Source organism: Comamonas sp. F1-6, from assembly GCF_039581415.1.
GTDB lineage: Bacteria > Pseudomonadota > Gammaproteobacteria > Burkholderiales > Burkholderiaceae_C > Comamonas > Comamonas thiooxydans.
The window spans coordinates 1-22,484 of the sequence record NZ_JBCPWN010000014.1 but is presented as its reverse complement, the minus strand read 5'-3'; the positions used below and the strand labels follow the sequence as shown (position 1 = coordinate 22,484).

The window sequence follows — 22,484 nt, the reverse complement described above, 5'->3', positions numbered from 1 at the left end:
TCAGGCCTTTTTCTGCAGCATCTTGATGATGCTGGAAAAGTCTTCGCCGCCATGGCCGGACAGGCTGTGCGCCGCATAGATGGAGCGCGCCATGCCGCCCAGCGGCGTGCTGGCGCGGTTGGCCGTGGCGTTGTCCTGCGCCAGGCCCAGATCCTTGAGCATCAGGTCCGTGCCGAAGCCGCCTGCATAGCCCTTGCTGGCCGGCGCGTTCTCATGCACGCCGGGGAAGGGGTTGTATTTTTCAAGGGCCCAGTTGCCGCCCGAGCTGCGGCGCATGATTTCGGACAACACCTTGGGGTCCAGACCGTTGGCCACGCCCAGGGCGATTGCTTCGCTGGTGCCCACCATCAGAATGCCCAGCAGCATGTTGTTGCAGATCTTGGCCGTCTGGCCCGCGCCGACACCGCCCGCGTGGAAGATATTGGCGCCCATTTTTTCGAGCAATGGCTGGGCGCGTGCCAGCTGTGCGTCGCTGCCGCCCACCATGAAGGTCAGCGTGCCGGCAATGGCACCGCCGGTGCCGCCCGAGACCGGGGCGTCGATAAAGTCTATGCCCGCTGCCTGGGCCGCCTTGGCCACCTTCTGGCTGGTGGCCGCGGCGATGGTGGAGCTGTCGATCACCAGCGTGCCCTTGGCGATGTGCGCGAGCAGACCGGCCGCGCCGTCGCGGCCCAGGAACAGGCTCTCTACATGCTGGCTGGCGGGCAGCATGGTGATGACGGCTTCGGCGCCTTGCACGGCTTCCTGGGCACTGGAGGCCGCCTGTGCCCCGGCGGCCACGACCTTGGCGATGGCCTCCTGGCTCAGGTCGAAGGCTTTGACACTGTGGCCGGCCTTGGCCAGATTGACGGCCATGGGGGCACCCATATTGCCCAGACCGATAAAAGCGATTTGCATGTCTGTCTCCTTGCTGTTATTGAATTGATAGCGTCTAGCGCTTTATCCATAAGCGATTGATTGGTTTTTCGCTTAATTCTTGAGAATGGCACCCTTGTCAGCGAGCAGGCTGCGCAAGATGCTGCGGTGGCAATGCGCCTCGTCGTCGCAGTAGCAGCCCAGAGAAAAGGCGGAGCTGTGCGACAAGGCTGCGAGCAGGCCCAGGGTGCGATCGGCTGCGGGCTCGGCCAGTTGCTTGCGGAACTGCTTTTCAAACTGCTTCCAGAGCTTGTCGGCCTGTGCCTCCTGGCCGGCTGTGCGCAGCCTGATGGCCTCCAGGGCCTGCTGCATCAGCTCCACCTCGGGCGAGAGTTCGGGATACCAGCAGTCGTAGTAGTTGCGGCTTGCGAACTCGGCCTTGGGCACGCCGCGCGGCGGTCTGCGCACCGTACCTATGCGCAGGCCCTCGTCGGGGGCGCGTTCGCTGCCTAGCTGGACTATGCGTATGGCCATGAGGTCCGTCCTTTGTGCTTATTCGCTGTCGAAAATAGGATGTTTTCTGGGGGCGTCGGCATCAGCCGGTTTCGGGGCAGCCCTGGTGCGCTTGCGCCCGCTGCTGGTGCCCTGACCGGCAGGGCTTTTTCCACCGCCCGGCTTCTTGCTATCGGTCTCGCTGCTGGCCTTGCTGCCGGTCTTGCGTTTTGGCGTGGCCTTTGCCAACGGGTTGAAAGCCAGGGCTTCGCTGATCCAGTGCTGCCACTGTTCACGCCTGGCGTAGGCCGTGGGGCCGACGAGAAAGTAGCCGTCCATCAGTCCGCGCGAGGACAGCGGGCGCACGCCCGGCATCTCCGCAATCTGCGCATGACTGGCGGGGGGCAGGCGCACCAGCAACTCGTCGTTTTCCACGCCCAGGCACATCTTGCCGTCGACCATGAAAACATGGCAGCCGAACATGGTCTTCTCTTCCACGGCTGTGCAATCCTGCAGCGCATCGCGCACGGCATCTATGAGCTGCAGGGTTTCAGGGGCGATGGGCTTGGCGGGCATGACGATCCTTGCGTTGCGTGATGGCAGCAGCTTAGCGAATGACCTCCGGAGCATCGCCCTCCAGCATGCGCCTGGCAATGATGACGCGCATGATTTCGTTCGTGCCTTCCAGAATCTGGTGCACGCGGGCATCGCGCATCAGGCGCTCCAGCGGGTACTCGCGGATATAGCCATAGCCGCCATGCAGCTGCAGAGCCTCGTTGCAGACCATGAAGCCGGCATCGGTGGCAAAGCGCTTGGCCATGGCGCAGTAGGTCGATGCGTCGCGCGCGCCGGCATCCAGCTTGGATGCAGCCAGGCGCACCATCTGCCGCGCTGCGACCAGCTCGGTCGCCATATCGGCCAGCTTGAACTGCAGGGCCTGAAAGCTCGCAATGGCCTTGCCGAACTGCTTGCGCTCCTGCATATAGCTTTGTGCCTGGGTCAGTGCCCCCTGGGCTGCACCTACCGAGCAGGTGGCGATATTGATGCGGCCGCCGTCCAGGCCCTTCATGGCGATCTTGAAGCCTTCGCCCTCGCGGCCCAGCAGGTTGTGAGCGGGAATGCGCACATTGTCGAAGCTGATGACGCGCGTGGGCTGGCTGTTCCAGCCCATCTTTTCTTCCTTTTTGCCATAGCTCACGCCGGCCGCATCGGCAGGCACGGCAAAGGCCGAGATGCCCGAAGCCCCGGAGCCGGCATCGCCGGTTCTTGCCATCAGCACCAGCACATCGGTGCTGCCAGCGCCGCTGATGAAGGCCTTGCTGCCGTTGACGATGTACTCGTTGCCGACCAGTTCGGCCCGGGTCTTGAGCGAGGCCGCATCCGAGCCTGCGCCGGGTTCGGTCAGGCAGTAGCTGGCCAGCTTGCTGCCGCTGGTGAGCTGCTCGCCCCACTGGGCGCGCACGGCATCGGTGGCCCAGGTGCCCAGCATCCAGGTCGCCATATTGTGGATGGTGATGAAGGCCGTGGTCGATGGATCGACGGCCGCCATTTCTTCGAATACCAGCGTTGCATCAAGTCGTGGCAGGGCCAGGCCGCCAATGCTTTCCGGTGCATAGAGGCCGCAGAAGCCCAGCTCGCCGGCCTTGGCAATCGCCTCGCGCGGGAAGATGTGCTCGCGGTCCCACTCGGCCGCATGCGGTGCCAGCTCGGCCTGCGCAAAAGCACGGGCAGTATCGGCAAAAGCGCGTTGATCTTCGCTGAGTTCAAAGTCCATTTCATGTCTCCTTTTTTGTTCTACTCGTCTTCTGGCCCCTGACGGCTTTGCAGCTCAGTCCGGCGGCCCCTGGTGCAGCCAGCGTTTGAGCACCGCATCTCGGGCCGTGATCTGCTGCACCAGACAGCCGTGGTAACGGCTGGGCCAATCGGGCTGCGCTTCAAAGGCCTTTGTGGCCTGCTTGCAATGGGTGATGCGATGGCGGCTCCATTCGCCTTGCTCCTTGCGCAGGGCGGGGCGCTCATGGGCCGATAGCGCGCGCATCACATCGCCATAGAGAATCTGGTGGTCGGTGTCGGCTTGCTGGAAGTCCTTGATGGCACAGGCATTGGTCTGGGCCGTGGTGCCGCCGGGCACGCAGTCGGCTCCGGCCTGGGCCAGGGCGTGCTGGCTCAAGCTTGCTGCAATAAGAAGAGCGGCAAGCGATTTGGTGTCAATGGTTGCAGGCCGCGGTTGCCTGAATTTCTGAATGCGGATCGTCATGCCCGCATCATCGCAGCCCGGGCTGGCCTGCTGGCGCAAGTGATATGAGTTTGCCCGGTTCATGGCTGCTTTTCACCCTGTGCGTTCTTTGCCAGCGGATACCACTGGTTCTTGAAGGCCTTGACCCGGCTCAGGGCCATGCCGATGCGGCAAGCAGCCATGTCCTCAGCCTCATGGACATAGCCATTGGGCTGGCAGCGCCGGTCGCGCTCCTGCGTCCAGTCGTCCTGTTCGGTTTGCAGGGCCTGGGCGTTGGCCTGCGGCAGCTGGCGCTGCAGGTACAGGTAGAGCACCTGCATGCTCCGTTCCAGAATCTGGGCCTGTTGCTCAAGGCAGGCAAGAGACAGTGGCTGATCTGAGGGGCAGTGCAGCGGGGCCGGCTCGCTGTCCTGGGCCGATGCCACAGGCAGATGGGCAATCAGCAGGCTGCCGGCTGCCAGGGCGCACAGACGGGCCAGCCGCCGTGCGGGGCTGTGAGATGTGTTTGCGGCTGGGCGCAGGGGGGAGGAGCGTGACAATTCTTGAACGTACATGCCAGCCATCATCGGCAAAGCCACACAGCGCAGCCCGGGCCTGGCAAGAGGCAGGGCTGCACTGTCGGGTTTCATGGCCGGCTTACTTCAGGCTGATGGTGGTGTTCACGCCGTGGCTGGTGGTGCTGTCGTCGAACCAGCGCGCCGTGATGGTCTTGGTCTGGGTGTAGAACATGACCACCTGCTTGCCGTAAGGGCCCAGGTCGCCCAGCTTGGATGCACGGCTGCCCGTGAACGAGAACAGCGGCACGGGCACGGGGATGGGCACATTGATGCCGACCTGGCCCACATCGATCTCTTCCTGGAACTTGCGCGCGGCCGCACCCGATTGGGTGAAGATGGCTGTGCCGTTGCCATTGGGGTTGGCGTTGATGAACTCGATGGCCTGATCGATGTCCTCGGCAGCGACCAGACACAGCACGGGGCCGAAGATTTCCTGCTCGTAGATGCTCATGCCGGGCTTGACGCCGCTGAAGATGGTGGGGCCGACAAAATTGCCCTTGGCATAGGCGGCCACCTCGGGTTTACGGCCATCCAGCTCCAGCGTGGCGCCGTCGGCCAGACCGCGTTCGATCAGGCCTTCGACACGCGACAGGGCCGCGCAGCTCACCAGAGGACCGACATCGGTGCCGGGCTCGGTGCCGCCATTGACCTTGAGGGTCTTGGACTTGGCCACCAGATCGGGAATCCAGTTGCGTGCCTCTCCCACCAGAACGGCCACGGAGACCGCCATGCAACGCTGGCCGGCCGCACCGAAGGCAGCGCCCAGCAGGGCATTGAGCGACTGCTCCTTGTTGGCGTCGGGCATGACGATGGCGTGATTCTTGGCGCCCATCATGCATTGCACGCGCTTGCCGTTGAGGCTGGCGCGGTTGTAGACATGGGTGCCGACCTTGGTCGAGCCCACAAAGCTGATGGCCTTGATATCGGGGTGGTCGCAGATGGCGTTGACTACGTCCTCGCCGCCGTGGATGACGTTGAGCACGCCAGGAGGCACGCCGGCTTCCAGTGCCAGCTCGGCCAGACGCATGGTGACAATGGGGTCCTGCTCGGAAGGCTTGAGAATGAAGGTATTGCCCGTAGCGATCGCCATGGGGAACATCCACAGCGGAATCATGGCCGGGAAGTTGAAGGGCGTGATGCCTGCACACACGCCCAGCGGCTGGTTCAGCGTATAGGTATCGACACCGTTGGCCACATTGTTGGCCAGCTCGCCCAGCTGCAGATTGCCGATGCTGGCCGCGTGCTCCACGACTTCCAGGCCGCGGAAGACATCGCCTTCGGCGTCGGGCAGGGTCTTGCCCTGTTCGGCCGTCAGCAGGGCGGCCAGCTCCTTCATGTTTTCGCGGATCAGCTGCTGCAGCTTCAGAAAGATGCGGGCGCGTGCGCCGATGGGCGTCTTTTTCCAGGTCTTGAACGCTTGCTTGGCATTGGCCACGGCGGCGTTGACCTCGTCGGGCGTGGCGAACGGTACGCGCGCCAGCACTTCCTGCGTCGCGGGGTTGACCACATCGCGCCACTGGGTGGTTTTGGATTCGACCATCTGCCCGTTGATGAGCAGCTTGACCGTGGGCGCCAGAACCTTGGCGGAAGTCGGTGCGTTCATGAGGTGTCTCCGTTGGTGAATTCGTTCCTCATGGTATGTGTGCGGATTTGCCGTAGCAATAGCAAACACTGCACATAGGGTGTGCAAATGTGCACAAGTGGATGCTATGTCTGCCAGCGCTATGGAGCTTGTCGTGCGGGCATGGCTGCAGTACTTGCGGCGGCAAAATGCAAAAGGGCCCACTCGGGCCCTTTTGCCGTTCTCAGGTGCTCTTAGAGCTCGCTGAACATCTCGTCAAAGGCTTCGCTAGCGAAGTCGTTGCGCCAGGCCTTGTCCTTGTCCTTGGGCACCATGCCCAGGGAAAGTACGCCCTCGTAGTTGTAGCTGGCGGGGACTGAGTATGCAGCTTGCAGCTTCTTGAGTTCGCCCTGTACCTGGTCCAGGCTGAGCTTGTTGCGCACCATGCGCTGAATGCCCTCGGCCCAGGTCTCGGGGGTCTTGACCAGCTGGCAGCTGAACTTCACCTCGGTATTGAGCACGCCATGCTTGTCGAGCTTGGGCTTGGTGGCCGATACGGTCTTGCACTGCGATTGCTGACGCGCCTTTTGCACCGTGCTCATCAGGCTTTCCACGGGCGCACGCAGGGCGTTGCGCTGCGCCTCGGGGAACAGGGGCAGGGCCATGTCGGTGACTTCGCGCGGGAAGTCCTTGTCGGCTTGCTTGAGCTCGGCGGCGTTGGCGTAGTCCGCGCTGCGGCCCGAGCGCAGGCGGTCCGGACGCAGATAGTCATTGAGCTGGCTGATGGCCTGCTCGTCGTGATTGACCAGGGTGCGAATATACAGCTCGGCGGCAGCAATGGGCGAAGGCGGCTCGGCCGCCTGCGAAGCTGCGGCCAGGGGCAGCAGCAAAAAAGCGATGGCAGTCTTGATGGAATTGTTCATCTTTTTATAACGATTTAAAGGGGCTGAATCACGTGGGGTCACGTGAAAACAGCATGGGGGCCCTGGCAGACAGGCGGCGCTGCGGCTTGGGCGGGAAGCTGCCGAACAGCCCTGACGCTTATCAACGGGGGCTCATGGCATACGGGCGCTCTAGAGGTGGGATGGAAGTCCGGAGGAACGCCTTGCAACAAGTGTAACCCCGGGTCGAGGTCGTTTTCTGCACGCCTTTGGAGCTCTGCTGTCTATGTGCGGCCTTCTTGATCCGGAGCGAGGCGGGTCGTCGCGTCAATGAAAAAAGCCCCGTGCAGCCTGTGCTGACGGGGCTTTGCCGGCTGCAGGCGTAGGCCTGCGCCGTGATCTATTTGATGGCAGCAAGCGGCTCTCAATCCAGGCTGATCTGGGCTTTTTCAATCAGCAGCTTGTATTGCTCGGACTTCTTCTTGGCAAATTGCTGCATCTCGGGCACGGTGAAGCTCATGGGCTGGAAGGCGAAGGTGGAGAACTTCTCTTTGACCTGCGGGTCCTGCAGCACGGCCACCACATCGCTGCGGATCTTGTCGCGCACGGCGGCGTCCACGCCCTTGGGGCTGAGCAGGGAGACAAAGGAGTTCACATCCAGCTCGGCTGGGCCGCCGGCTTCGGCGACCGTCGGCACGTCCGGCATTTGCGCGATGCGCTTGGGCGCGGCCACGGCCAGATAGCGGATCTTGCCGCTTTTGTAGATGCCCTGGCTGGAGGGCAGGCTGGCAAAGCTCCAGCTCGGGTCGCCGTTGGCGACCGAGGTGAACAGCTGGCTGACCTCGCGGTAAGGCACATGGGTCATCTTGCTGCCCGTCAGATAGTCCAGCCATTCGCCGCCCAGATGGCCGGGGCTGCCCACGCCCCAGGAGCCGTAGCTGACCTTGCCGGGCTCGGCCTTGGCGGACTTGATCAGGTCGCCCATGTTCTTCCACGGCGAATTCGTGGGGACGGCCACAAAGAAAGGGGTCAGGAACAGCGGGGCCACGGGGTCGAAGTGGCTCAGCGTGTTGAAGTTCTTGTTCTTGTAGAGATAGGGCAGGGCCGAGATATGTTCGCTGTCCAGTTGCAGCAGGGTATAGCCGTCGGGCTTGGCGCGGCGCGCGTACTCGATGGCGACAAAGCCGCCGCCACCGGGGCGGTTGTCCACGGTCACGCCTTGCTTCCAGCGCTGGGCCAGCTTTTCGCCAACGATGCGTAGCACGGCATCGGGGCCGCTGCCCACGGCAAAGGCCGTGACCACGGTTACCGGGCGGTTGGGATAGCTGGAGGCATCACCCTGGGCCAGAGCCTGGCCGGCTGCGACCAGCAGCGCCGCTGCGGAAACTATTGTTTTGATAGCTTCTGGCGTATGTGTGGATTGGCTTTGGTGCTGATTTTTCTCGTATTTCACAGTTTGTCTCCGGTGGGTGTTTTTAGGGACTGCAAAGCGTTGCTGGGCAGCCGCGTCCGGGCGCGGCCGCAGGGGACGGGTCTATTGCGGAGCGTCGGGCTGGGCCAGAGGCGCTGCCTGGGCAAAGGCGGGCAGGGCGCTGCAAGCCGCATCGACAGCGCTGATCAGCGGCCAGCGGGCCAGATTCACGCCAAAGCGGCGTGCGCTCTCGACCTGCGGAATCAGGTAGACATCGGCCAGGCCGGGAGCCTTGCCGAAGCAGAAGCTGCCGCGTGTGTCGTCCTTTGCCAGCAAGGCTTCGATGGCGTCAAAGCCGGCCGTGATCCAGGTGGCGCACCAGGCGTTGATGGAGGACTCGTCGGCACCGAACTGCTGGCGCAGGGTCTGCAGGATGCGGCGGTTGTTGATGGGGTGCACATCACAGCCCACGATGGCCGCCAGGGCGCGCACATGGGCGCGGGCCTCGGGGTCGGCAGGCAGCAGCGCTGGCGTGGGGTAGCGTTCTTCCAGCCATTCGATGATGGCGGGCGACTGGATCAGCGTCTCGCCGTTGTCCAGCGTCAGCGCGGGCACCAGGCCTTGAGGGTTGATGCGCTTGAACGGCGCTTCGGCCTGCTCGTCCACACGCAGATCGACAGGGAGGTAGTCGTGCGTGAGGCCCTTGAGATTGAGGGCGATGCGCAGGCGGTGCGAGGTGCCGCTGCGAAAAAAGCTGTAGAGCTTCATGGTCTGCGCGCCTTACTCGGGCTGGCCCACGTTCAGGGCAATCTCGCCCACGCCTTCCACACGGCCTGTGATCCGGTCGCCGGGCAGCACGGCACCCACGCCTTCGGGCGTGCCCGTGTAGATCAGATCACCGGCTTGCAGGTGATAGAACAGCGACAGATCGGCAATGATTTCGCGGATGTTCCAGATCAGCTTGTTCACATCGGACTGCTGCTTGACCTGACCGTTGACGCTCAGCTCGATGAGGCCGGACTCGATCACCTTGCCGGCCATGGGCACGATTTCGCTGGCGATGGAGGACTGCTCCACATCCTTGCCCAGATCCCAGGGGCGACCCTTGTCGCGTGCGACCAGCTGCAGATCGCGGCGCGTCATATCGAGGCCGCAGGCATAGCCGTAGATGTACTCATGGGCCTGGTCGGCAGGAATGCGAAAGCCCGCTTTGCCGATGGCCACGACCAGCTCCATCTCGAAGTGGTAGTTCTGGGTCTCGGGTGGATAGGCCACGGTGGCGCCCGATTCGGTCAGCGTCTGCGGGGCCTTGGTGAAGTAGAAGGGGCGCTCTGTGCTTTTGTCCACGGGGCGGCCCATCTCCAGCGCATGGGCGTGGTAGTTGCGGCCCACAAAGAACAGGCGGTTGACGGGCAGGCGCTGCTCGCTGCCGCGCACGGGCAGGGATTGCACGGGGGATGGCGCCCAGAGATAGTTGTCGTTGTAGTTGGCTTGGGTCATGTGTGATTCCTGATGGGTATCGGCGACTAGGTACTTGAAAAAAACGCGTTCCATGTGTGAGACAGCCAGCAAGGGCCTGGGCGGCCCCGCAGCAAAGGCTGTCTCCCCCTTGAGGGGGAAGACGCGAAGCGGCTCAGGGGGTATCTGCCCTGTACGCGTGGACGGCCTCGAAAATCGGCGTATCGGCAAAACGGAACAGATCCAGCTGCGCCTGGTCGGCATCGCATTGCGCGCTGAACAACTGCCAGGAGGGCACGACAAACATGTCGCCGCGCCGCACCTGCCATTGGCGCTCGCCCACGGTCACCGTGCCCTGGCCGTCAAAGACCTGGAAGACGGCAGAGCCCACTTCACGCTTTTGCCGGGTGCTGGCGCCGCAAGCCACGCGGTGCATTTCGCAGCGAATGGTGGGTAGCACGTCGCGGCCATTGCTAGGGTTGGTGTAGCGCACGGCGGCATGGCCTGGGCTGACGGTGGCAGCATGACCTTCGGCTTCGAGTGCCAGTTGCTCGCTCAGCGCGCGGTCGGTATCCACCCAGCGGTAGGCCAGCAAAGGCGTGCTCGGGCTGTTCTGCAGATGGGCCACAGGGCTCAGCCCAGGGTGGCCCCAGAGGCGCTCGGAGCGCGAGAACTCGGGCGTGGCACGCTCCTCGGGGTCCAGATGCAGGCGGCCATGCTCGAAGAACTGGGACTCGGTGTAATAGGCAAACGGAATATCCAGCCCGTCTATCCAGGCCATGGGCTGGCTGGCCGCATTGTGGTGGGCGTGCCAGTTCCAGCCGCCCTGGGGCAGAAAGTCGCCGCGCGACATGCGGATCGAGTCGCCGTTGACCACGGTCCACACGCCTTCGCCTTCGACCACAAAGCGGAAGGCATGCTGGGTGTGGCGGTGCTCGGGCGCATCTTCGCCGGGCATCAGGTACTGGATGGCAGCCCACAGCGTGGGCGTGGCAAACGGGCGGCCGCCCAGCGCCGGATTGGCCAGGGCAATCGCGCGGCGCTCGCCGCCCCGGCCCACGGGGACGATGCGACCGGCTTCATCAGCCAGCTTGAGCAGATTCTCCCAACGCCACAAATGGGCGGCTGCCTGGCTTTTGGGGTGGGCAGGCATCAGGCCGCCGATTTCCGTCCACAGCGGCACCAGCATTTCCTGCTCGAAACCTCGGTACAGCTGCGCAAGCGCAGCTGTGGGCTCGGGTTGGCCGGGGGCGTCGCGGGCCGTGAGCTTGACCGGTGAGGGCTGGGCTTGCGCAAGGCTCATGGTTTGTCTCTTTCTTTGGTATCTGCTTGGCAGTGCGTTGCTGCCTGGTCTGGTGGCTTGTGGCCTGAAATGGGGTCAAAGAGAGGCTGTTAATCAAATAAACAGCACACTGATGATTAGCATAATGTTGATCTGCGTCAGCGATGATTGGGTTAAACCCGGTAGCAGGCCTGGCTCGAATCGGGGCGGCAGTCGTGCGAATATCGGGGTCTTTCAGTCATGGCCCTTCAACTGCCGCACGGCAGGGCGGGCTCGGCTTCGGCCCTCAAGACATGCAATACCAACCCGCAGAATTAGAAAACTATCCCGGCTACCACATCCGCAGGCTGCAGCAGATCGCCGTAGCCGTGTTCATGGAAGAAACCGAGGAATTCGGCGTGACGCCCGTGCAATACGCGGCCCTGTCGGCCGTGCTGCGTCAGCCGGGCATCGACCAGCGCACGCTGGCACGCAATATCGGCTTCGACACCTCCACCATAGGCAGCGTGATCGACCGCCTGGAAGCACGCGGCCTGATGGCGCGCAACGCCAGCCCTGCAGATCGGCGTGTGCGTTTGCTGAGCCTGACCGAAGAGGGGCGCGGCCTGCTGGTGGCCGCCGAGCCTTCGGTGCTGCGCGCTCAGCGTCGCATGCTGGAGCCTCTTCCTGACGACAAACGGGCGCAGTTCATGGAAATGCTGTCGCTGCTGATTCACGAGAACGACGAGTTCGCGCGCGCCCCGAGCGCGGTGGCCCAGCGCAGTGCCGAGCGCAAGCGCAGTGCTGCCGTCAAGGCGGTCAAGGGCCTTACGGGCAAGATGCAGGGCAGCGTGAACGACTGAACCACGGATCGCAAGGAAAGACATTGGACTGGGACCATCTGCGTTTTTTTGGCGAACTGGCGCGCAGCGGCAGCATGGCGGCGGCTGCGCGGCGCATGGGAGTCGAGCACACCACGGTGTCGCGGCGCATTCAAGCGCTGGAAAAGCAGCTCGGTGCCGTACTGTTCGCGCGCGAAGGCGGGCAGTGGCGGCTGACCGAGGCCGGACGGCAGTTGCAGGAAGTGACCAACACCATGCAAAGCGCGGTCGACGGGCTGGAGCGAGGCCCCCTGGCGCATGCAGCGACCGCCGAGGGGCTGGCGGGGCTGGTGCGAGTGGGGGCCACCGAAGGCTTTGGCACGCAGATGCTGGCCTCCGAGCTCGCCAGGCTCACGTTGCGCTATCCGCTGCTCAGCGTTGACCTGCTGGCACTGCCGCGCATGCTGCATCTGTCCAGCCGCGAGGCCGATATCGTCATCTCGCTGGAGCGGCCCAAGCGCGGCTCGGTCGTGGTCACCAAGCTGACCGATTACCGGCTCTATCTTTACGGCCAGCGTGAATATCTGGCGCGCAAGCCATTGGTGGCCAGAACTGAGGATCTGCGCCATCACAGCTTTGTGCACTATGTGGACGATCTGCTGTTCACGCGCGAGCTGCAATTGCTGGATACCTTGCACCGGCCCGAGCGTTTTGCGCTGCGCAGCACCAGCATCACCGCTCAATACGAGGCCGTGCGTGCCGGTGCCGGTCTGGCCGTGCTGCCGGCATTTGTGGCCGACAAGGACCCGATACTGAGCCGCGTGCTACCCGAGCAGGCTTGTTTCACACGCACCTTCTGGATGAGCATGCCCGTGGAGTCGCGCCAGATTCCGCGCATAGCCACGACCTGGAGCTTTCTGCGCGATGCCGTGCAAGGCATGCAGAAGCTGCTATTGCCGGATGCATGATTTTTGATGGCGTCTTGCCCTTGATGGGGCGGCCTGACTTCTGATTTGACCCTGCATCCTGCGCTGCATGGAGGCTGGTCTGCGCTGCCAGAGCAGTTGGGAGTAAGTCGTTGGGAGTTAGTCATGAGAAGCCCTGAGCGCCGATGGATGCCGCCGCCATCGCCTTGATAACAGCGCGGATTGCACGCATATACTGATCCGACCGGATGACTCGGCGCCTGCGGCAAGGCCAGGCCTGTATCTGCCTTTGCCTCTGCCTTTGCCACGCGCAGCGCTATGATCAGAGCGTATGGCTGCCAGTCTCCTTGCGCTGATTTTTAAGAAAGCAAAGCATGATCGTCACAACCACTCCCTCCATCGAAGGCAAGCGCATCACCCGTTATTGCGGCGTGGTGGCGGGCGAGGCCATTCTGGGCGCCAATGTGTTCAAGGACTTCTTTGCCGGAATTCGCGACATCGTGGGCGGGCGTTCTGGAACCTATGAGCGCGAGCTGCAAAAAGCGCGTGAAATTGCCCTCAAGGAACTGGAGCAGCGCGCTGCCGAAGCGGGAGCCAATGCGGTGGTTGGCGTGGACCTTGATTTCGAGGTGTTGGGTCAGGGCAATGGCATGCTCATGGTCTCGGCCAGCGGCACGGCTGTCGTCGTGGAATAGGCAGCCAGCGACTGAGCTGGCTTGACGCAAGGAAGGCTGCAAACCTATTCCATGTGCAATTGCACATTTTTGGACTACTTCGAAATTTATAGCGAAAAGTCGTTGTAGAATTCGTTCCATCGTAGGGGAGTCGCCAAGCTGGTTAAGGCACTGGATTTTGATTCCAGCATGCGAAGGTTCGAATCCTTCCTCCCCTGCCAAAATCCCAAACCCTGCTCATTGCAATGAGCAGGGTTTTTTGTTTATGAGCTTGGGGCGCATGCAAGCGAGCCCAAAGCTTTCAGTCATGCGCGGTTGGGGCACTCAGGTTGCACTGTCGCGCATTCAGTCTTGCTGGGCAGCACAAGGCGCAGCTGTCGGTGATTGGAGGCTGTTTGCAGTCTGGTGGGCTCAGGCATTGCCGAAAGCGACGCACCAGGCCAAGGGGTGGCATAGGGTAAGTACTTACATTTTGCAGATATTTGTGGCAAACCAGCCAAACTTACCGAGTGTTTTCGCCGTATCGTCAGTGGCATTGATGAGTGCGGGAAAACAACCATTAGACTCTTCGCTCTTTTGTGTCGCTGTTACTCGGTGAGCGCACTTGGGTCCTTGTGAGCGAGTTTGACCGCTCGCCCACGACAGAGGCCTGGTTTCGGCCGGAGTCACTCTGACGTACCGCAGTGCGCCCTTGCCATGGTCACAAGCGCAGGCAAGTGCAGATATGTTGATATATCTTGCCTGATTGAAACAAATGTATACAGATTTGCCATCTGAAAAGACAAGCTCACTACCAGGCTGGGTTAGCTGACACAATGATTGGCTGTTGGGTGTCGCTGAGGTTCGCTCCACGCGTTTGGCTGAGGGCGAACAGCAACAGAAGCCGCTCGGCGCAAGGCATGGCTGCAGGTGGTGGCAGAGAGTTCTTGGGGTTTGTGTTTCACGCAGCGTTTGCGTAAGTGCACGGCAAGATTTGGATAGACAAGGTATGGAATATCGACTGGATGAAACGGACCGCCAGCTGCTGCGCCTGCTGCAGACCAACGCGCGTGCCTCGACCGCGCATTTGGCTCGGCAGATGAATCTGGCTCGGACCACGGTGGTTGCTCGCATTGCCAAGTTGGAGCAGGAGGGCGTGATCGCCGGCTATGGCGTTCGCCTTGGCTCGCGCATGGAGCAGTCTGCCGTGCGCGCCTATTGCGGTATCCGTGTTCAGCCCAAGACAGCAACTTCGGTGATGCAGGCGCTCAACCGCTTCACCGAGGTGGAAGAGGTGTCGGCCGTCAGCGGACAGTACGACTACATGGTGTTTGTGCGCTGCGAGAGCAATGAGAAACTGGATGCGCTGCTCGACCGTATCGGCCTGATCGACGGCATCCAGCAGACCTATACCTCGGTGGTGCTGAGCCGCAAGATCGACCGCCGCACCACGGCCGAGGTTGTGGGAGAGGCTTAGACGCAAGTCACAGTCTGACGCTCATATGCAAAACGCCCGGTTTGAGCCGGGCGTTTTGCATTCTGTGGTGAAAGGAGAGCAGGGCCGCGCTCCTTCTCGACTGCCTGGTGCACTCAGTCCACAAAGACCTTGGATGCACCTGCCTCCATGCGGCCAATCACTGCAGCATCGCCAAAGCCGCTGTCGGCAAAGACCTTGAGCACCTGCTGGACAGCATCCGCCGCACAGGAAACAAGCAGGCCGCCAGAGGTCTGAGGGTCGGTCAGCAGCGCTTTCTGGGCGTCTGTCACGGTCGATGCCAACTGCATGTGCTCGCCATAGGATGCCCAGTTGCGCCCCGATGCGCCCGTGAAAATGCCTTGCTCTGCAAGCGCCTGGACACCGGGCAGCACGGGCAGCTTGGCGCTTTCAATGCGTGCGCTGAGCTGGGCGCCACGGGCCAGCTCCAGGCCGTGGCCCAGCAGGCCAAAACCGGTCACGTCGGTCAGCGCGTGCACGCCGTCAAGCTTGGCAAGCTCGGCGCCGGGGCGGTTGAGCTTGGTGGTTGCATCCACCATGGCACGGTAGCCTGCATCGTCCAGCAGATTCTTCTTGAGCGCCGCCGAGAGAACACCCACGCCCAGGGGCTTGCCCAGAATCAGCACATCGCCGTCCTTGGCATCGGCATTGCGCTTCATCTGCTTGGGGTTGACGATGCCGATGCCGACCAGGCCGTAGATGGGCTCCACCGAATCAATCGAGTGCCCACCCGCCAGTGGAATGCCTGCATCGCGGCAGACCGATTCACCGCCTTCCAGAATCTTGGCAATCACATCGTGCGGCAGCACATTGATGGGCATGCCCACAATGGCCAGCGCCATCAGCGGCGTGCCGCCCATGGCGTAGATATCGGACAGTGCGTTGGTGGCGGCAATGCGGCCAAAGTCATAGGGATCGTCAACGATGGGCATGAAAAAGTCCGTCGTCGCCACGATGGCCTGCTCGTCATTGATCTTGTAGACGGCCGCGTCGTCCGCGGTCTCTGTGCCTACCAGCAGGTCGGGAAAAAACTGCTTGGGCAGATTGCTTTTGGCCAGCAACTCCGACAGCACGCCGGGTGCAATCTTGCAGCCGCAGCCGCCGCCGTGCGACAGAGAGGTCAGGCGGGGGGGCGTGGGGGAGGCAGTTTGTTGAGTAGTGTTCATATCAATCCAGACGGCAAGCAGCTCTGATGTTGCTGCGGTGACGATAGCGATGCTTGTGCTCTGCCGGAAGTTCATCCTGATTGCACGGTAGGCTCTCATTATTGACTGTCTGGGGTGTTGGCCTGCAGTCTATTGTCGATTCTCTTGGGGGAGTGCTTGGAGAGGCATCAAGATGGCTCCGCGGTGTACCTGGTGCTGTGGAATATTATTTTTGATAATTCAATAAATAAAGTTTTTAATGGTCAAATGCCAGGAAGCTAGGTTTTTTATTCTAGACTGATATTTTTGGAAATCGGTGCGAGAGATGAATAGCATATTCATGCGCTAACGTACTCCGCAGATTGAAAAAATTTCAGTTGACTATCTTTTGCATTAAAATAATAAATTAGATAAAATTAATTGACTTCATGATATCGATAGATTATTTATAATGTAATTGAGTGTGTTATGGACGTGGTTGTAAGCTGTAATAAGGTTTTGCTTATGTTTTCATTTACAATCAGTCGATTGGATTTCAGTGCGTCTTGAGTCCAAAGGAACGAGGATTTATTTTGGACTCAACCCCGTCTTCTGGTGGAATTACAGCACCACGTAGTTCACTTTCCGTTACTTTTGCGGTCTGGAACGCACTTTTCCTGCGCGAAGCCGTTGCGCGCCTGAGCGCTACGCGCGGAGCCTGGGTGCTCATCGTGCTGGAGCCGGTGTTGCATACCTGCTTCATGTTGCTGCTGTACACCGTTCTGCGTACGCGTTCTGTTGCTGGCGCGGATGTTGCCGTCTGGCTGGTCTTGGGTTTAACTGGCTACTTCACAGTGCAGAACGTCTTTCAGCGTGCAATGGGGGCGGTTGATGCTAACAAAGCCTTGTTTGCCTATCGTCAGGTTCGTCCCATTGATACCGTGATTGTTCGAGCGGGACTTGAAGCACTTTTGGGCTTACTGATATTGATCGTGCTTCTCGGTATTTTGGCTTTTTTGGGACACTCCGTTATTCCGGATTCGCCAATGGAGGCTGTGCTTGCCTTTATTGGGCTGATGCTTTGTGCTTTGGGTGTCGGACTTACTCTATCCGTTCTCAGTGATCTGATTCCCGAGGCAGGGAATTTGATGGTTTTCCTATTTCGACCATTGTATTTCTTATCGGGTGCTATATTTCCATTGTCTGCAATTCCAGTTCAATATAGGGGATGGGCCTTTTATAATCCATTTGCGCATGGGCTAGAGCTACTGAGAGCAAGTTTCTTTCCTGTTTATCACGCAGCCCAAGAAGCAAATTTTAAGTATATTTTCTGGTTTGCGGTGGTTTCCATTTTCTTTGGCCTGGCATTACAGGTTCGGTTTGCTCGGAGCTTGAGAGCACAATGATTATTGTCGATAATGTTCAGAAACGCTACCAGACACCTCATGGCGCGGGGCGCTGGATTCTCAAGGGAGTAAATCTTACCATTCCAAATAAGGTCAGTGTGGGTTTGGTTGGACGTAATGGTGCAGGTAAATCTACCTTGCTGAATCTGATTGGCGGTATTGATACACCCACGCAAGGGACAGTGGAGAGGCGCTGTCGGGTTTCATGGCCCATGGGGTATGGTGGCGGCCTACAAGGCTCTTTGACAGGCCGCCAGAACGCCAAGTTTGTTTCACGTCTGCATGGATTTGATTCACCGCATGCCATGGCTGAGAAAATTGCCTATATACAAGATTTTGCCGAATTGGGCTCATCCTTTGATGAGCCCGTTCGCACTTATTCTTCCGGTATGAAGTCACGCCTGCAGTTTGGATTGTCGCTGGCATTTGATTTTGATGTGTATATATCGGATGAGGCAACATCAGCCGGGGATGCTTCATTCAAAAAGAAAGCCTCCGATGCATTTCAGAGAATTGCCGATCGATCGGGTTTAATTATGGTCTCGCATAGCGATGGCACTTTACGCCAGTTTTGTCAGGCTGGGATTTGGCTACACGAAGGTCAAGCGCATTGGTTTGATGATATTGAAGATGCCCTGAAAAATTATAAAGATAGTATTACAAAATGACTGAGTTATTGAAAAAAGAACGTTTTACGGGAATGCTTCGAGTCATTTGGCGTATGAAGGCCTTGGCTATTGCGCTATGCGCATCTTTATTGGCGGCATTTTACTGGGGGGTAATTGCCTCTGATCGCTATGTTTCAGAGGCCCGTGTGCTGATTCAACGAACCGACATGGCGGCTTCGCAGGCTATGGATTTCAGCTCGCTCTTGGCTGGCGGCGATGGAATCTCGCGTGCGGACCAGATGTTGCTGCGCGACAGATTACTGTCCGTCGATATGTTGCTGCAACTGGATAAAGACCTGAATCTGCGCGAACACTACAGCAGCCACGATCACGACGTGCTTTCGCGCATGTTTTTCCATGATGCGTCTCTGGAATTTTTTCATAGGCATTTTCTCTCGCGCATCAGTGTGGAATATGACGAATATGCAGGTGTACTGGTCATTCAGGCTCAGGCTTATGACGCTGAAATGGCCCGGAAGATCACCAGCGCACTGGTGCATGAGGGCGAGCGTTATATGAATACGTTGGGCCACCAACTGGCGCAGGAGCAGGTGAACTTTCTGGAAAAGCAGGTCAAGGAGCGCGGTGAGCATGCGCTGAACGCGCGCCAACGTGTGCTGGCCTTTCAGAATGCCAAGGGGCTAATTTCTCCCCAGTCCGCGGCCGAAAATCTGGCCGGCGTAGTCAACAAACTGGATGAGCAGTTGACCGAGCTTAGCGCGCGCAAGACAGCGTTGCTGGGCTATCTTGCTCCTACAGCCCCTGCGGTTGTGGAAGTTGATCTTCAGATTCAGGCCGTGGAAAAGCAGATCAAGACGGAAAAGGCCCGGTTGACCAGCGCTAAGGGGCAGTCGCTGAACAAGACGGTGGAAGAGTATCAGCGCCTGGAACTGGAGGCTCAGTTTCAGCAGGATGCCTATAAGAGCGCGTTAGTGGCACTGGAAAAAGGCCGCGTGGAAGCAACACGTACCTTGAAAAAAGTGCTGGTACTGCAAAGCCCATCGATGCCTGAATACCCTCTACGTCCCCGCCGACTCTACAACATTGCCACCTTTATTCTTGGTGCCTTGCTGCTGGCCGGGTTGGTGCAATTGCTGGCTTCTATCGTGCGCGACCACCGCGATTGATTTTTGAATTTTTCGAGTTTTATCATGCAACGTTTTATCGCGCGTACCTGTATCAGTTCGGCAGTCGCGGTGCTGCTGACTGGTTTGGTACCGGCTCAGGCACAGGTCTCTAAAGTTGGCTCAAGCAAGGATGCATCAGCATCCGGTACTGATCCTTTTCAGATCAATCAGGCGCTGGGATTGACCCCTTCTAGCGGAGCTTCCAGCGACGCTTCGGCAAGCCGTTCTGGCGCTGCTGTCCCCATGCAGGCTCCCGTATTGCCGCAAGCCCCCCAGACAGCCGATTACACGGCCAATCTCAATAGCGATGTATTTGGCGCCAACCTGTTTACTGGCAACTTTGCGCGTGCCGGTGCGACGCAGTTCAACCCCGATTATCTGGTTACGGTAGGCGACCGTATTCATTTGCGGTTGTGGGGTGGCTTTACCTTTGACAGCGTGGCCGCTGTTGACCCGCAAGGCAATATCTTTCTGCCCCAGGTCGGGCCGATCAAGGTGCTGGGCATTGCCAACAAAAATCTTCAGCAACAAGTAGAGGCCGCAGTACGCCGTGTATTCCGCGCCAATGTCTATAGCTATGCCAGCCTGGCTGCAGCCCAGCCGGTGCGCATCTTTGTGGGTGGCAATGTCATGCGTCCGGGCCTGTACAACGGCACCAGCATGGACAGCCTGCTTAATTATCTGGATCAGGCGGGTGGCATTGACCCTGAGCGCGGCAGCTTTTTGACTGTGCAGGTCAAGCGCGGCAGCTCCGTGCGTGCCACTTTCAATCTCTATGATTTTTTGCTCAAAGGCCAGTTACCGTTGCTGCAACTCAATGATGGGGACGTGATTTTTGTCCCCCCCATTGCCAACCGGGTGCGCGTATCGGGTCTTGTGAACAATGCCAAGCGTTTTGAGTTTGCCCAGGGCTCGGAAACCGTGGCTCAGTTGATGCAGCTGGCCAAGCCGCAGGCCCAGGCCACCCATGTGCGTATTGCTCGCAATACTGGAACGGTCAAGAACACGGAGTATTACCCGCTGCAAGAGGCCAATGCTTTGGTGCTGCAAAACGGCGATGAGCTGGAATTCACTGCAGACAAAAAGCCCGGGACTATTAGTGTGCGCGTCGAAGGCGAGCATATGAATTCGCAGGAATATGTTCTGCCCTATGGCACCCGTTTGGGCGCGCTGATGCAGAGCATTCAGACCCTGCCTGATGCCGAGCCTGAAAGCATCCAGCTCTTCCGCCAGAGCGTGAAGCAGCGCCAGAAGGAGATGCTGGCTACCAGCTTGCGTAGCCTCGAAACGGCGTTGCTTACAGCCCGCAGCGGCAGTGCTGACGAAGCTCGCCTTCGCCAAGAAGAAGCAAACCTGACATTGCAGTGGGTGGAGCGCGCCAAGAAAGTCGAACCAACGGGCCAGGTGCAGATTGCACAGGCGGCACAGCGCGACAATATGTTGCTGGAAAACGGTGACGTCATTCGTATACCGCGTAAGGATGCTTTGGTGCTGGTTAGCGGCGAGGTGCTATTTCCTAATGCAGTGGCATTCGATGGCTCTTTGAGCCTCAAGGACTATATCGATCGCGCCGGTGGCTTTACACAGTCTGCTGATAACGCGCGCGTGGTGGTAGCCCACCGCGATGGGGCATTTGAGCAGGTTGATACCAGCAAGATGTTTGCCGATGCTCGTATCAAAGCCGGCGACCAGGTACTGGTGTTGCCCAAGGTGGATGAGAAAAAGCGTCAATTCTGGAAGGACATGACGCAAATCATGTACCAAATTGCCATTAGTGCGAAGGTCGTTCTTGGTCTGTAACGCTCTCTAAAGTCAAAAGTCATGAAAAAAATCATTGTGGTGGGGCACCCCCAATCGGGATACGAAGGTGTGGAGGAGCTACTGCTTGCCTGTGGAATGGCTGAGGCCCAGCCTTCGCGGCGTGAGGGCTTTACGCCCGTGCAGATAAGCGAAACCTTAGCCAAAGTGCATGGCGCCGTACCTGTGCAGTATGTGCGCGTGGCAGAACAGCTTGAGCAAATCAATGTGGCTCCTGTTTGGCAGGGGCTGGCGTTGGACTTGATGCTAGCTAATATGGAATTGCCGCTGTGGGGATGGGCCGATACCCAGGCAGTATATTTGCTGGATTACTGGAAATCTCAAGACCCGCAAATAGTATTTGTGCTAGTTTTTGACGAGCCGCTGAGCGTTTTAACCCGTCAGACACTAGAGCAGGTGGATGCTGGGCCAGAAGAACTTGAAGCCAAAGTCAATGCCTGGATGGCATACAACTCTGCTGTGCTTCATTTTCATCTGTGCAATCCTGACCGCAGCCTGCTTGTTCATGCAGCGCAGGTGCAGACATCGGCGAAGAGCTATTTACAGCAAGTCAGCTCGCGCATCAATACCCAGCTTCAGTTGCCCGGCGAAGCAGAATTGCAGGAAGCTAGCGAGAACCCGCAACCAGTGCCGCAAAATGGCCAGTCAAGGCAAGGCCTTGAGAGCAATGTCCTAGCCCAATGGCTGGCGCGGCAGTTATTGGAGGAATATCCGCAGGCTACCGAGTTGTATGAGCAACTGCAGGCAGCTGCATCGTTGCCACAGCATGCCCATGGAGAGGCGGGCAGGCAACTTCTGGCTACTGATGTACAGGCTAGTCGTCGTTACCAAGCTTGGTACAGCTTTGTGGCGCAGCAAGTGCTAATGCAGGAGCATGCTCAGCGTCTGGAGCAACAGGATAAGACGCTGAATGAGCAGGAGCAGCAAATAGAGGCCTTGCGCCAAACTGATACCGCAGCGCAATTGCTGCTGGCTCAGCAGCAGCAGCAATTGGCTAATAACGCTAGCACATTGCAGGCCAGTGCGCAGGAAAATCACATGCTGCTGGAGCAACTGCACAAAGTGCAGGAAGAATTGGAAAATCGTTATTTGCAAAGCAAGCTGCAAGGAAAAGCCTTGGTGGAGTTGCCAAGAGTCCAGGCTGATTTGAAAGCTGCGCAAGAAAAAGTCAGCAAGCTCGCGCAAACGGAGGCTTTGGTTGGCGAGCTAAAAGCAGAGCTTCAAATATCTCAAGGCAGAATTCAGCAGTTGCAGCAAGGTGTCACTCATTTGAAAGCTGCGCAGGAAAAGGTAATAAAGCTTGAGCAAACAGAAGCTTTGGTTGGTGAACTAAAAGCAGAACTTCAAACTGCCCATAGCAGAATTCAGCAGTGGCAGCAAAGTGAAACATATTTGAAGAAAAACTTGCAGCTTGATAGGGCCGAGACATCGGTTACTGATCTGCAGAGTGAAAATGAGCTACTGCTAACACAGCTTCATAAAGTCCAGGAAGAACTAGAACGCTACTACCTGGAGAATCGACAGCTCAAAGCCAGCGAAAAACCTCAATCCAAAGCATATTATGGCGCTGCTGATCGGGTCAGGCAGCAACTTTCTTACCGTCTGGGGGCGACCATGATTGCCCAGTCACGTAGCGTAGGCGGCTGGTTTGGTATGCCGTTTGCGCTGCAGGCCGAGGCTAAACGCTTCAAGCAAGAGCAGGCTGCACGCTCAAATCAAAAACTCCCTCCCATC

General features: G+C 59.1%; 22 protein-coding genes and 1 tRNA gene. 10 read left to right on the top strand and 13 right to left on the bottom strand.

The window, feature by feature from the left end:
* The 12 genes from mmsB to AAIL66_RS14915 form a co-directional block, all read right to left on the bottom strand.
* On the bottom strand, window positions 1-897 hold the full coding sequence (gene mmsB / locus AAIL66_RS14970; protein WP_003067480.1) for a 3-hydroxyisobutyrate dehydrogenase: 897 nt from the start codon (window positions 895-897) through the stop codon (window positions 1-3).
* Window positions 898-969: 72 nt separating this feature from the next.
* Window positions 970-1,389: a DUF488 family protein gene (locus AAIL66_RS14965; RefSeq protein WP_034358206.1), complete on the bottom strand. Its 420-nt coding sequence runs from the start codon at window positions 1,387-1,389 to the stop codon at window positions 970-972.
* A gap of 18 nt (window positions 1,390-1,407) precedes the next feature.
* Window positions 1,408-1,923, bottom strand: a complete 516-nt coding sequence (locus AAIL66_RS14960; protein WP_034358205.1) for a TfoX/Sxy family protein — start codon at window positions 1,921-1,923, stop codon at window positions 1,408-1,410.
* Between the two features lie 31 nt (window positions 1,924-1,954).
* Window positions 1,955-3,121, bottom strand: a complete 1,167-nt coding sequence (locus tag AAIL66_RS14955; RefSeq protein ID WP_034358203.1) for an acyl-CoA dehydrogenase family protein — start codon at window positions 3,119-3,121, stop codon at window positions 1,955-1,957.
* Window positions 3,122-3,175: 54 nt separating this feature from the next.
* Window positions 3,176-3,667, bottom strand: a complete 492-nt coding sequence (locus AAIL66_RS14950) for a lysozyme inhibitor LprI family protein (protein ID WP_034358201.1) — start codon at window positions 3,665-3,667, stop codon at window positions 3,176-3,178.
* Window positions 3,664-4,137 (bottom strand): lysozyme inhibitor LprI family protein, encoded by a 474-nt coding sequence (locus AAIL66_RS14945; RefSeq protein WP_233425174.1) that lies wholly within the window; start codon window positions 4,135-4,137, stop codon window positions 3,664-3,666. Before AAIL66_RS14945 ends, AAIL66_RS14950 begins: the two co-directional genes overlap by 4 nt.
* Before the next feature lie 82 nt (window positions 4,138-4,219).
* On the bottom strand, window positions 4,220-5,743 hold the full coding sequence (locus tag AAIL66_RS14940; protein ID WP_012838771.1) for a CoA-acylating methylmalonate-semialdehyde dehydrogenase: 1,524 nt from the start codon (window positions 5,741-5,743) through the stop codon (window positions 4,220-4,222).
* 212 nt (window positions 5,744-5,955) lie between these two features.
* Window positions 5,956-6,624 (bottom strand): hypothetical protein, encoded by a 669-nt coding sequence (locus AAIL66_RS14935; protein ID WP_343497099.1) that lies wholly within the window; start codon window positions 6,622-6,624, stop codon window positions 5,956-5,958.
* Window positions 6,625-7,006: 382 nt separating this feature from the next.
* Window positions 7,007-7,954, bottom strand: coding sequence for a tripartite tricarboxylate transporter substrate binding protein (locus AAIL66_RS14930; RefSeq protein ID WP_343497147.1), 948 nt, complete (start codon window positions 7,952-7,954; stop codon window positions 7,007-7,009).
* 162 nt (window positions 7,955-8,116) lie between these two features.
* Entirely contained in the window at window positions 8,117-8,761 is a 645-nt protein-coding gene (maiA, locus tag AAIL66_RS14925) for a maleylacetoacetate isomerase (protein WP_343497098.1), read from the bottom strand.
* Window positions 8,762-8,773: 12 nt separating this feature from the next.
* Window positions 8,774-9,493 (bottom strand): fumarylacetoacetate hydrolase family protein, encoded by a 720-nt coding sequence (locus AAIL66_RS14920; protein WP_343497097.1) that lies wholly within the window; start codon window positions 9,491-9,493, stop codon window positions 8,774-8,776.
* Window positions 9,494-9,626: 133 nt separating this feature from the next.
* On the bottom strand, window positions 9,627-10,754 hold the full coding sequence (locus AAIL66_RS14915) for a cupin domain-containing protein (protein WP_343497096.1): 1,128 nt from the start codon (window positions 10,752-10,754) through the stop codon (window positions 9,627-9,629).
* A gap of 272 nt (window positions 10,755-11,026) precedes the next feature.
* Here AAIL66_RS14915 and AAIL66_RS14910 point away from each other — a divergent pair, with 272 nt between their 5' ends.
* The 5 genes from AAIL66_RS14910 (at window position 11,027) to AAIL66_RS14890 (ending at window position 14,589) form a co-directional block, all read left to right on the top strand.
* A complete protein-coding gene (locus tag AAIL66_RS14910; protein ID WP_034358594.1) occupies window positions 11,027-11,575 on the top strand; it encodes a MarR family transcriptional regulator in 549 nt (182 codons plus the stop codon).
* Window positions 11,576-11,598: 23 nt separating this feature from the next.
* A complete protein-coding gene (locus AAIL66_RS14905) occupies window positions 11,599-12,501 on the top strand; it encodes a LysR family transcriptional regulator (protein WP_003067507.1) in 903 nt (300 codons plus the stop codon).
* Window positions 12,502-12,833: 332 nt separating this feature from the next.
* Window positions 12,834-13,154 carry a heavy metal-binding domain-containing protein gene (locus tag AAIL66_RS14900; protein ID WP_003067510.1) on the top strand — a complete coding sequence of 107 codons (321 nt, stop codon included), beginning with the start codon at window positions 12,834-12,836 and terminating at the stop codon, window positions 13,152-13,154.
* 123 nt (window positions 13,155-13,277) lie between these two features.
* Window positions 13,278-13,354: transfer RNA gene (locus AAIL66_RS14895), tRNA-Gln, on the top strand.
* A 767-nt stretch (window positions 13,355-14,121) separates the two neighbouring features.
* Window positions 14,122-14,589, top strand: coding sequence for an Lrp/AsnC family transcriptional regulator (locus AAIL66_RS14890; RefSeq protein WP_003067511.1), 468 nt, complete (start codon window positions 14,122-14,124; stop codon window positions 14,587-14,589).
* 113 nt (window positions 14,590-14,702) lie between these two features.
* Here the strand turns inward: AAIL66_RS14890 and selD are convergent, their stop codons facing one another.
* On the bottom strand, window positions 14,703-15,773 hold the full coding sequence (gene selD / locus AAIL66_RS14885) for a selenide, water dikinase SelD (RefSeq protein WP_343497095.1): 1,071 nt from the start codon (window positions 15,771-15,773) through the stop codon (window positions 14,703-14,705).
* A 524-nt stretch (window positions 15,774-16,297) separates the two neighbouring features.
* Here selD and AAIL66_RS14880 point away from each other — a divergent pair.
* The 5 genes from AAIL66_RS14880 to AAIL66_RS14860 all read left to right on the top strand — a co-directional run.
* On the top strand, window positions 16,298-17,137 hold the full coding sequence (locus tag AAIL66_RS14880; RefSeq protein WP_343497094.1) for an ABC transporter permease: 840 nt from the start codon (window positions 16,298-16,300) through the stop codon (window positions 17,135-17,137).
* Entirely contained in the window at window positions 17,134-17,805 is a 672-nt protein-coding gene (locus AAIL66_RS14875; RefSeq protein WP_343497093.1) for an ABC transporter ATP-binding protein, read from the top strand. The genes AAIL66_RS14880 and AAIL66_RS14875 overlap by 4 nt, the downstream gene beginning before the upstream one ends.
* Window positions 17,802-18,932: a chain-length determining protein gene (locus AAIL66_RS14870; protein WP_343497092.1), complete on the top strand. Its 1,131-nt coding sequence runs from the start codon at window positions 17,802-17,804 to the stop codon at window positions 18,930-18,932. Before AAIL66_RS14875 ends, AAIL66_RS14870 begins: the two co-directional genes overlap by 4 nt.
* A 24-nt stretch (window positions 18,933-18,956) precedes the next feature.
* The gene (locus AAIL66_RS14865) at window positions 18,957-20,732 is read left to right on the top strand and encodes a polysaccharide biosynthesis/export family protein (RefSeq protein ID WP_343497091.1); all 1,776 of its coding nucleotides are present in this window, start codon (window positions 18,957-18,959) and stop codon (window positions 20,730-20,732) included.
* A gap of 21 nt (window positions 20,733-20,753) precedes the next feature.
* Window positions 20,754-22,484, top strand: a 1,731-nt coding sequence (locus AAIL66_RS14860) for a chromosome partitioning protein ParA (protein ID WP_343497090.1), incomplete at its 3' end; no start/stop codon positions are given.